This window comes from Bacteroidota bacterium (assembly GCA_039714315.1).
GTDB lineage: Bacteria > Bacteroidota > Bacteroidia > Flavobacteriales > JADGDT01 > JADGDT01.
This window is the reverse complement of the sequence record JBDLJM010000020.1, coordinates 1-10,996: the sequence shown is the minus strand read 5'-3', so window position 1 is coordinate 10,996 and position 10,996 is coordinate 1. Positions and strand designations below refer to the sequence as shown.

Genomic DNA, 10,996 nt, shown 5'->3' with positions numbered 1-10,996 from the left:
TAGACCTTTCCTAATCACAAATAAATTATGAATATGAGGTTAAATTTTACACGGATTTTGGCAGTTTTTATTGTCTTAATGTCTCCTTTGGCCACAATGGCTCAGGAGATTACAGTTTCCGGAGTAGTTACATCGTCGGAAGATGGACTTACTATGCCGGGAGTTAGTATTGTAGTTGTGGGAACGACTAATGGTACTTCAACCGATTTTGATGGTAATTATAGTATTACTGCCAATCAGGGAGATGAATTGAGCTTCTCTTTTATTGGTTTCACAACTAAAGTAGTAGAAGTTACCGGTACTACCGTTAATATGATTTTGGATCCTGATGCTACAGCTTTGGAAGAGGTTGTTGTAACTGGATATGCTAAAGAAACACGTGCTACTATTGCTGGGTCTATTACTGTTGTTGATGCTTCTGAATTAGAGCAAGTACCTGTTGCATCGTTCGACCAGGCTTTGCAGGGTAGAGCAGCCGGATTACAGGTAACAAGTGGTTCGGGACAGCCCGGTGCAGCTTCTTCTGTACGTATTCGTGGTGCTTCATCTATTTCCGGTGGTGCCGATCCATTATATATTATGGACGGAGTTCAGATTAGCGGTCGTGATTTTGCAGCGTTAAACCCTAATGATTTTGCATCATTTTCGGTACTTAAGGATGCTTCAGCTACTGCTATATATGGATCTCGTGGTACAAATGGTGTAATTGTAATTACAACTAAAAAAGGTAGCGAAGGGAAAACAAAGATTAACTATCGTTTTAACTATGGTTACTCTAAACGAAACGATATGAAAACTCCTTTGATGAACTCGGAGGAAAAGTTGCTTTTCGAAAAATATGTAGGTAGAGGTCCTGGAGCTGATATTGAAGAAGGCAGTCTGGAATGGCAGCGTCTTTCAAATATCAATACAAACTGGACTGATATTTTTACACGAAATGGTATTACTAAGCAGCACGAATTAAGTGCCTCAGGTGGTTCTCAAAAAACACAGTACTTTATGTCTATTTCTTACTTCGATCAGGAAGGAATTGCATTAAGCTCTGATTTGGAACGTATCACGGGTCGATTCAACTTTAAACATAAATTGTACGATAACCTTACTGTTGGTGCAAATATGTCGATTGGTAGTGCAGCTGTTAATGAAATTTCAGCTGAAGGTTCAGTAAACCTTAGAAATGTATTTGCCACTGCGTATTTAGCTAATCCTTACGAAAAATTGTATCACGAAGATGGTAGCCTTACCTTGGAAAGTGATTCGTATGCAGCTCGTAACTATCAGAACCTTGTTGAGAATACGCGATCTTACGAAGACTTAAAAATGGTTGGTTCGTTTTCTTTAACATGGGATATTACTGATGAGTTGTCTTTTAAAACTTTGTATGGTATAGATAATACAAAAACTGTAAGTAAATATTCTACAAATCCAACTACATGGTTTGGGCAGAACGATGATTATAAAACAGGTAGTTTGTCGCAATCTTATGCCGATGGGATTAATTCTACTTTTACTAACCTTCTTTCTTATAATAAGTACATCGAAGATAAACACAATATAGGTTTGATGCTTGGACAAGAATGGGTAGAGAGTAATTATGAATCTTTTGGGTATCAGGGTTATGGAGTGTCAGAGAAACTAAATGGTTCTCCAGCTTCATTATCGCCGGCATCAATTGATGATGATGGAAACCTTTTTAATGCACCGTCTGTTATTAAGGGAGGTAGATATAGAGAAGTTTTATTGTCTTACTTTTTTGATGCCCGTTATACTTATAACGAAAAATATACAATTAGAGGAAACTTCCGTATGGATGCATCGTCTAAATTTACGAAGGAGAATCGCTGGGCTAAGTTAGGTTCAGTAGGATTTATATGGAATGCCGGAAAAGAATCATTTATCGAAGAAATAGATATTATTAATGATCTTAAGGTTAAAGCTTCTTATGGAGTAACAGGAAATAAAAGACCAATAGGTCCTACCCAAAAAGATTTTACTTGGAGAACAGGGAGCTATAGAGGAGAACAAGGTTACCTACCGGCAACTTTAGGTAATCAGGATCTGGTATGGGAAACTTCTCATAAATCTAACTTAGGTTTAGAAAGTTCTATGTTTGAGTCTCGCTTAAGAGCTTCTGTTGAACTTTATCACGAAAAGGTTACTAATAACTTTGTTAGCTATAATTTGTCTAGAACTACAGGATTTTCTTCTATAATGTATAATGCCGGTTCTATGGAGAATAAAGGTATTGAGTTAGATGTAAATTACGATATACTTACAGGCGATTTTAAATGGGGTGTATTTGCAAATTATGCATATAACAAAAACGAGATAACTGATTTAGGACAAGTTAATGAGTTTGAGGATGGAACCGCGATTATACGTGAAGGTTTATCTCTTGGTACTCATTATATTGTTGGATGGGCAGGAGTCGATTATGCAACAGGTGCTCCACTTTATTATGATAAAGATGGTAATGTTACAGCTGTATATTCTGCAGATAATAATGTTGCAAATTTTGGAACTTATATTCCACCGTCAATTGGAGGTATTGGAACAAACATGAGCTGGAAAGGTTTCGATTTTAATATGATGTTCTCTTTCCAAACAGGATTTAAACGTTTTAATAATCAGCGTTTCTTCCAGGAAAACCACAATTTTACTCAGTTCAATATGTCAACCGAAATGAATGATATTTGGAAAGAACCGGGTGATATTACAGATATTCAGGGTAAGAGTTATAATCTTGAGTTTACTTCTAAATTTATCGAAGATGCTTCTTTCCTTAAGCTTCGCGATATAAGTATTGGGTATAATGTTCCTAATGCAATAGCAAGTAAGGTTAAAATGCAAAAACTTAGGGTTTACGGACGAGTTCAAAACTTGCTAACATGGACAAGCTGGACAGGATTCGATCCTGAAGATGATAACAACATTGCACAGTATGAATATCCTACACCTACAATCTTTACATTTGGTTTAGATGTTAACTTCTAATTTGTTGAAAATGAAAAATATAATAAAATATATATCTGTTATAGTTGGACTAACACTTGGTTCTTGTAGTTTAGATATCGATCATCAAGATGTTATTCTTGATGAGGATGTGTTGACTACAGTTGATGATGCCAATAAGATGATGATTGGTGCATATGGTTCTATGCCAACTTTTGGACCAATAGAAATTTCTTCTCGTATTGGTGATGATCTTCGTTTAGCATCTACAAATACTGGTGGTGGTGTTCAAATACACACATGGACTATTAATTCTAGTACTAATGAGGCATCAGGAAATTGGAGTTCTAGATTCTTCCCAATTCTTATTGTGAATAAATTATTAGAAGGTGTTGGAAATGTTAAAGCGAGTTCTGCTTCTGAAGAGGAAAAACTGGCACAGTATAAAGCCGAAGCGCATGCACTTCGAGGATATATGCACTTCGAGCTATTGCGTTTATTTGGCGAGTATAATAATCTTTCTAGTGAATTTGGAGTTCCTTATGTTACCAAATCAGGGATCGAAACACCAGCTCGATTATCTGTTATAGAGAGTTATAATGGTATTGAAGCTGATCTATTAAAAGCATACGAATTAATGCCAGAGTCTTTAGACGATAAGACTAGAATTACTAAAGATGCTGTAGTGGCAATGTTGTCTCGTTTATATCTTTATAAGCAAGATTATACTAAAGCTATTGAGTTCAGTTCTATGTCGATTCAAAACTACAACTTAAGTACTATAGCAAACTATAATAAATTATGGTCAGACGAGGATGATACTGAGATTATTTGGGCTTATGAATATTTACCTAACGAGAATATAAGATTAGGCGATATGTTTACTTCATACCTAAATGGGAATATTCAATTCCACCCATCATACAGTATAGTAAACGAAGTTTCTGCTAATGAAAATGACATTAGAAATAGTGTAATTTATAATGTTAGAGCTGATGGAGAGTTGGTTGTAGCAAAATATTTAGGTACTGAAACTAATACTGGTCTTGCTTTAACTAAACTATTTAGAATATCTGAGCAATATTTAATTAGATCCGAAGCTTATGCACGATCAGGAGAATTATCTCTTTCTGCTGACGATTATAATAGACTCCGTTCTAATAGAATAGAAGGAAATGTTGATGTAGTTTTCAATTCGGATGATATTGCTTTGGAGAGTATTCTTAGCGAACGTCGTTTAGAATTAGCTTACGAAGGACACCGTTGGTTCGATTTAAAACGATTCAATGAAGGTATAGAGCGTTTAGATGAGGATATTGAATTAATACCAGAATATAAGGTTCTTAACACGGATAGTCATAAATTCATGTATCTGCCTATACCACAGGATGAACTATTTGCAAACGATAATATGAAACAAAATAACGGATATTAATCATGAAGAAATTAATTAAATTTATAGCATTAGCATTGATTTTCGTGGCTTCTTCTTGTGAAAAGCCCGATTATAAATTACCGGATAATGTAATGCATGTAGCTTTTGAGGGTAGAAGTTCTACCTTAACTGAAGGCGTTGAAATTACTGAAATTGTTGGATTAGATACTCTTGTTTACGATGTTGTAGATACTGTTCGAATTCCAGTTTATCTTACAACTAACAATAAAGACCTTAATGTTTCAGTTGAATTTAGCTTTGACAGTACAGCAGTTGAAGGGGAACATTTTATTGTACTAAACAAAGATGATTTCCGATTAGATGGAACAGATGTTTATAATTATCTCGAAATTGTTACAATCGATAATGATGTAGTAGGTGGAGATAAAGTTATAGAGATTAATATTGCCAATATAAGCAATTCGGATGTTAATATTGGAATTGGAGGAGTTGAAGCTAATACTCATATAGTTGATATTATTGATGATGAACATCCTTTAGCTCACTTGTTTGGAACTTACAATGTTGAAGGTTATTCTAATCGTTTTGAGGAAACTAGTACATGGGAATCAACATTTTTACCCGTAAGAGGTTCTAATACTGAACTCGATATTAGAGGTTTCTGGGAAGGATTTGATTACAACGATATTAGAGCTTCAGTTGATTTAGAAGCTAATACATTTACAATTAAGGCAGGTCAGGTAATTGCAACCGACGAGACTTATGGTAAGGTATATGTTGTTTATGTAGAAGTTATCGATGGAGAAAGAGTTGTAGATACTAAAAGGGATATTGTTGGTACTATTAATGCCGATGGTACTGTGACTATTAGTAAGTATGGATTCTACGTGAATTCGGCTGCTGCTACAGGATTCTTCGATTGGTTCGGAACTACTACTTACACTAAAAATTAATAACTATGAAAAAAATATATATAATCGCATTGATTATGTCAGCAGCAATATTTTCCTGTAATAAGGAAAATGCTGCCGATTTTAATCCTACAATCGTAGATGCTCACACTATTGTTTATTCTGATACAACTGTTGCAGAATCGGGTGGTAACATTGCGTTAACAATGGATGTATCTACAAGTACAGACGGAGAGATGTTTTACGCTATCTCAAGTGAGTTAATTGCTACTCCTGATGCTTATCAGTTAATATCAGGTAGTGTTGATGCACTTAAAAATGGTAGTTTCGAAATAATTGGAGATAACAAAGTGTTTAACGATACTATTGCTGGTTCTCCTAAGTATTATGTTTATTCACTTATACGTAATATTAATGACGAAATTACTCCCGTAGTTGTTGATACTGTTGTTGTTGAAGATATTACCGGTCCTATATTAAAAGCTGAGTATTCTAATCCTCCTTCAGGAACAGAAACTAATACATCGCCTGTTATTGAATTATTTTTTAATGAAGATGTGATTCTTGTTCCTGGTAGTTTCAATATGCAGGTACATAGTGTTAAACTAAACGAAGGAGATCTTCCTGAGGTTACTAAATCTGTAAATGTATTAATAGGAGATGTGACTGTTTTTGGTAATAGTGTAACTGTTGATTTAAGCGAATATCAATTTGATTGTGGGAATATATTAGTTCTATTTTCTGCAGAGGGTTCTTTTGCTGATGCAGCAGGAAACAGTTCACAAGAAATAGGATGGTATCATAATGGTGAAGAATTCGAATATATCGATTATTTATTTACTATGAAGGATTATAACTATAATGAAGTTATGAGTACTTTCCTTGGAGTAAATACAGTATTCAACTTTGTTGGAGGAACAATTTCAGGTTCATCATACCAGTACGATGTTAAGTTAAAAGGTTGTAGCGAAAGCTCTGTGCTTTTAGGAGGTATTTTTGGATATCATTCTGATTTAGATTTCGCTTTCGATTTCGAAAATGGAGGTATAACATTCGAAACATTCGAAACTGCTCTGTACTTCGATGAAGAGGATGGGAAATTTCATGTAGGAGACCCTGAAGGTGCTTATCAACACCGTGTATACTATCGCCCTACTGTAGATGCTGGAGGTAATAGTGGAAATTACAATATCTCAGACAAGTCGTTCTATGTATCTTACCAGGTGTATATCGATTTACTTGGTGCTGCTGCCGAAGTTGTAACAAACTATACTAAAGTTGAAGGGGCAGCTGCTTCTACAAACTCAGTAGTTACAGAAACTGAGTATACTGAAGCTATAAGAAGTTTTATTGCAGGAAAATAATTAGTACAATTATTGTATAATATTAGCAGCCTTTAGGTTTTTACTTAAAGGCTGTTTTTTTATTCCTGATAATATACCCGCTTTACCCTCGGCGAAATCTTTGTCAGAATTTCGTATGGAATAGTCCCTATCTTCTCAGCAATTTCCGAAACAGTAATATTATTGCCAAATATTTCAACTGCATCTCCTTCTTCACAGCTAATATCACTTACATCAACCATCATCATGTCCATGGCAATGATGCCAATTATTGCAGCTCTTTTATTGTTAATTACTACCCCGCCAATCTCATTTCCCCACCTGCGGTCAATTCCATCGGCATATCCTATTGGCAAGGTTGCTATCTTCATTGTTTTTTTCGCAGTAAATTCCCTGTTGTAACCGACACTTTCTCCTTTTTCGATAGTTCTGATTTGTGAAATAACTGTATTGAGCTTTGTAATAGGTTCTAAAAATTGCTGGGCTTCTTCGTTTTTTGTGATCCCGTGAAGTCCCAGGCCTATGCGAACCATGTTAAATTGATATTCAGGATAATTAATTATCCCCGCACTGTTTAGCAAATGAACCAATGGTTTGAACTTAATGGCATCGCTTATCTTCTTTGATATTGAAAATAATTTATTTGCCTGTGATTCTGTAAATTCCGTCTCCAACAGGTCATCGGCTGCCGAAAGGTGTGAGAAAATGGATTTAACCTCAATGTTTTTATTCCGGTTTATGGTATCAGTCAATAAGTCAATATCATTTTCCATAAATCCAAGTCTGTGCATTCCGGTATCTATTTTTAGATGGACAGAAAAATTTCTGTCGCCAAGTACCTTTAAAAATTCATTTAATACCCTTAAACTGTATATTTCGGGCTCCAGATTGTATTCTATTAGAGTTGCATAACTCGAAACTTCGGGGTTTAAGACCAAAATAGGAGTACTTATTCCTGATTCGCGTAGAGCTTTCCCTTCATCGGCATATGCCACAGCCAGATAATCAACATTGTGATATTGAAGAATATTAGCTATCTCATAACTTCCACCGCCATAGGAAAAGGCTTTTACCATAACCATAACTTTAGTTTCCGCTTTGAGCCGGCTTTTATAGAAGTTGAGGTTTCTCACTATTCCCGAAAGATTAACTTCCAAAACGGTATCATGTGATTTTTTGGCAAGAAGTGTTACGATTTTCTCGAAACGAAAAGATCTTGCACCTTTCACCAATACTACTTCATTGTTAAGATCTGTTTTGTCGATACCCGATACAAGGTCTGCAGTACTGTTAAAGCAGTGGATATATTTTGCGTGAAACTTATTTTTATATCGCGAAATTTCTGATCCTACAAGAATTACCTTATTTATTTTATGTTGTTCTATTAAACGTCCTGTTTCTTCGTATAAAAGACCGGTATCCTCTTTATGCTGTTCGATATTAGAAATAATTACAGTTCTTTCGCTGTGTTGAAACTGCGTGTCAAGAAAGTCTAACGCTATTTTCAGAGAATCAACATCGAGACTGTATCCGTCGTTTATTATTGTGCAGTTGTTATTACCCTCGAGTTGTTCCAGTCGCATCTCAATAGGGGTCAATTTTTTGATTCGTTTCTTAATTTCGTCGTTGTCATATCCAAAGTCAAGCATTAGCAACCACGAAGTTATTGCATTTTCAACAGATGCTTCGTCTGTAAATGGAATTTCAACAGTATAAACTTTAGCGTTGAAAAGTCCTGTTATTGTTGTTGCCGAGCTACCTTTTAACACTCCGAGTATCTGCAAATCGGCTTTTGTTCGGAAAGCCCACGAAAGTTTTTTAACGTTTTTAAGTAAATCAGAATTTTTAATAATCATTCCGAGTTCTGCATCATCTTTAAAAATGAGCTTTTCGGCGTTCTTAAAAAGCTTAATCTTTTCTTCAATTTTTTGTTTCCGGGAAATAAAGTTTTCGGAATGTGCACTTCCAATATTTGTAAATATTCCAATTTGCGGCTTCACAATTTTCTGTAATACATCCATTTCTCCGGGTTTTGATATTCCCACTTCGAAAATTCCCAGATTATTTTCTTTATTGATCCCCCAAACCGATAATGGAACACCAATTTGCGAGTTATAACTCTTAGGACTTCGTACTATGTTGAAATCGTTTTGCAGAAGCTGATACAGCCATTCCTTGACAATAGTTTTTCCGTTACTGCCGGTTATTGCAACTGTTTTTATATTTGAGTTTTCTCTTTTCCACCTCGCCAGATTTTTAAGGGCATCGAAACTGTTTTTTACAACTATATAATTTGCCGATTTATTTATATTATCGGGGAGTTTGTTCACCACAAAACTCAATGTTCCTTTCAATATCAGTTCGTCTATATATTTATGACCGTCGTTGTTTGGGGTTTCTAATGCAAAAAACAAGGTTTTGGAATTGTTCCCCGATTTACGGCTATCGATACTTAAGTTGTTTATTTTATAGTTTTCATCGCCTATAAAATCAGCATCAATTATACCGGCTATATCTTTTATCGAATATTGATTTTTGGTCATTGTAATTATAAAATTTGGTTTTGAATCCTAAAAATTGGAATAATTATTAAATCTATCATTATTCCAATTTTTAGGATTATTAATGATATAATTCTTAATCCTGTTATATTCTGCATCATCACGGATAATACGGTCGTGATAGTTTGATTGAAAAAAATGATTTTTTCTGTTGTATTTCGGAATATCTAAATTGTTTTCATCAATATAATTATCAATTTTTGTGTTCACTGCCGATTTAAAACCCGCAATAAATGACGATATCGATTTTGGTTTTCTGATTGGTGGTATTGGGTTGTTTGTACGGTTATGGTTGTGATTATGTAGAGACGCACGGCCGTGCGTCTCTACATTCACCAACAAATCATCATTCACCAACAAATCATCCAATTCCGATTTATTTAAAATTATTATGGCATGGATATGATTTGGCATGATAATACATTCACCTAAAAATAATTCGTTTCGTATTTCAAATGATTTTAAAAATTCGGTCTTTACAATTATACCAAAATCAGACAATACCATTTCATTATTATCTATTTTACCTAAATTAGACACCCTGTTTTGGGAAACAATGGTAATGTAATAGTACCCATTATCCGAATAATCCCAACCTGGCATTCTATGGGATTTTACACGGTATTTATTTTGGTATTTTTCAGACATGGTATTTTTTGTTTCGCAGTATTTCGGAAATACCAGCATGTTATGGGTTAATCCAATTCTTCATTTGTGAAAATCTTGTCTAAATTAGTATAATTATACATATTCCGGTCTTTTATGAATTTTTGTTTGTCGGTAACCTTATGTGTAGGTCTTACAAAGGCACAAAAAAAATCCTCTATCGGTAAAATAGAGGATTTTATAAAATATGTAGAATATAAAGTTAAACTTCTTCTTCAACATTTTTCTTACTGTTCATCGCTTCGAAATATGCAGCTCTGCTAAGTGGTTCGTATTCGTTTATTTCGCCCAGCAGAACTAAATCGTCGCTGGCATCGGTTCTGTGACTGTAATGGGCCAGATTCCCTGTTTTTGAACAAACCGCATGAACCTTTGTAACGTATTCTGCTGTTGCCATAAGAAATGGCATTGGTCCAAATGGCTGACCTTTGAAATCCATATCCAATCCGGCAACAATTACTCTGATACCTCTATTGGCAAGATGATTACAAACTTCAACAATTTCACTGTCGAAAAACTGTGCTTCGTCAATTCCAACTACATCAACATCATCGGCAAGTAATGGAATATTTGCAGCTGCAGGCACCGGAGTAGAGTGAATTTCGTTTGAGTCGTGAGAAACTACTTTCTCTTCATCGTATCTGGTATCGATTGCAGGTTTAAAAATTTCAACTTTCTGCTTTGCTATTTTCGCCCTTTTTAGCCTGCGAATCAACTCTTCAGTCTTTCCTGAAAACATTGAACCGGTAATAACTTCAATCCAACCTTTCTGTTCTGTATGATTTACTGTATTTTCGAGAAACATTTTGTACTTTTCAACCCGCTAAGCGGAAATTATTTTTTTATATATTTAATGCAGTTAAAACTAGTTTTAACTTTGCCTATATTTATGCTTAAATACGCTGCTGTTTTTGAGGGTGTAAAATTAATAATTATCAAATGATAAAGTGTTAAACATCGCGGCTTAAAAGGAAAGTTTTCAACAAATTATAGGAAGAAGATATATTTGTGGTATCATAAATACATGAATGTACCATTTGACCAATGAAAAACAAATTATTTACAAATGAACCATTCATGGGTACAATTTCGTTAATTTGTGGTATCTAAATACATGAATGTACCATTTGACCACTGAAAAACAATTATTACAAATGAACCATTCAT

At 34.7% G+C, this 10,996-nt stretch carries 7 protein-coding genes; 4 read left to right on the top strand and 3 right to left on the bottom strand.

The window, feature by feature from the left end; all coding sequences use genetic code 11:
* Positions 1-33: 33 nt before the first annotated feature.
* Genes ABFR62_03905 through ABFR62_03890 form a run of 4 tightly spaced genes read left to right on the top strand, consistent with a single transcriptional unit; the run spans position 34 to position 6,623 of the window.
* Positions 34-2,994, top strand: a complete 2,961-nt coding sequence (locus ABFR62_03905) for a TonB-dependent receptor (GenBank protein ID MEN8137555.1) — start codon at positions 34-36, stop codon at positions 2,992-2,994.
* Positions 2,995-3,004: 10 nt separating this feature from the next.
* On the top strand, positions 3,005-4,387 hold the full coding sequence (locus tag ABFR62_03900) for a RagB/SusD family nutrient uptake outer membrane protein (protein ID MEN8137554.1): 1,383 nt from the start codon (positions 3,005-3,007) through the stop codon (positions 4,385-4,387).
* A gap of 2 nt (positions 4,388-4,389) precedes the next feature.
* The gene (locus ABFR62_03895; GenBank protein MEN8137553.1) at positions 4,390-5,301 is read left to right on the top strand and encodes a hypothetical protein; all 912 of its coding nucleotides are present in this window, start codon (positions 4,390-4,392) and stop codon (positions 5,299-5,301) included.
* A gap of 5 nt (positions 5,302-5,306) precedes the next feature.
* Positions 5,307-6,623, top strand: coding sequence for a hypothetical protein (locus ABFR62_03890; protein ID MEN8137552.1), 1,317 nt, complete (start codon positions 5,307-5,309; stop codon positions 6,621-6,623).
* Positions 6,624-6,682: 59 nt separating this feature from the next.
* On the opposite strand, the gene ABFR62_03885 is transcribed toward ABFR62_03890, so the two are convergent.
* The 3 genes from ABFR62_03885 to ABFR62_03875 all read right to left on the bottom strand — a co-directional run bounded on the left by ABFR62_03885 (position 6,683) and on the right by ABFR62_03875 (position 10,634).
* Positions 6,683-9,145, bottom strand: a complete 2,463-nt coding sequence (locus ABFR62_03885) for a bifunctional UDP-N-acetylmuramoyl-tripeptide:D-alanyl-D-alanine ligase/alanine racemase (protein MEN8137551.1) — start codon at positions 9,143-9,145, stop codon at positions 6,683-6,685.
* Between the two features lie 27 nt (positions 9,146-9,172).
* Positions 9,173-9,811: a hypothetical protein gene (locus tag ABFR62_03880; protein MEN8137550.1), complete on the bottom strand. Its 639-nt coding sequence runs from the start codon at positions 9,809-9,811 to the stop codon at positions 9,173-9,175.
* Between the two features lie 220 nt (positions 9,812-10,031).
* Complete coding sequence (locus ABFR62_03875; protein ID MEN8137549.1) at positions 10,032-10,634, bottom strand: thymidine kinase; 603 nt, start codon at positions 10,632-10,634, stop codon at positions 10,032-10,034.
* Positions 10,635-10,996: the final 362 nt, after the last annotated feature.

Excerpts from the sequence above, each read along its gene's own strand:
- ABFR62_03905 (MEN8137555.1), top strand. The coding sequence starts at position 34 with ATGAGGTTAAATTTTACACGGATTTTGGCAGTTTTTATTGTCTTAATG.
- ABFR62_03900 (MEN8137554.1), top strand. The coding sequence starts at position 3,005 with ATGAAAAATATAATAAAATATATATCTGTTATAGTTGGACTAACACTT.
- ABFR62_03880 (MEN8137550.1), bottom strand. The coding sequence starts at position 9,811 with ATGTCTGAAAAATACCAAAATAAATACCGTGTAAAATCCCATAGAATG.
- ABFR62_03885 (MEN8137551.1), bottom strand. The coding sequence starts at position 9,145 with ATGACCAAAAATCAATATTCGATAAAAGATATAGCCGGTATAATTGAT.
- ABFR62_03890 (MEN8137552.1), top strand. The coding sequence starts at position 5,307 with ATGAAAAAAATATATATAATCGCATTGATTATGTCAGCAGCAATATTT.
- ABFR62_03875 (MEN8137549.1), bottom strand. The coding sequence starts at position 10,634 with ATGTTTCTCGAAAATACAGTAAATCATACAGAACAGAAAGGTTGGATT.
- ABFR62_03895 (MEN8137553.1), top strand. The coding sequence starts at position 4,390 with ATGAAGAAATTAATTAAATTTATAGCATTAGCATTGATTTTCGTGGCT.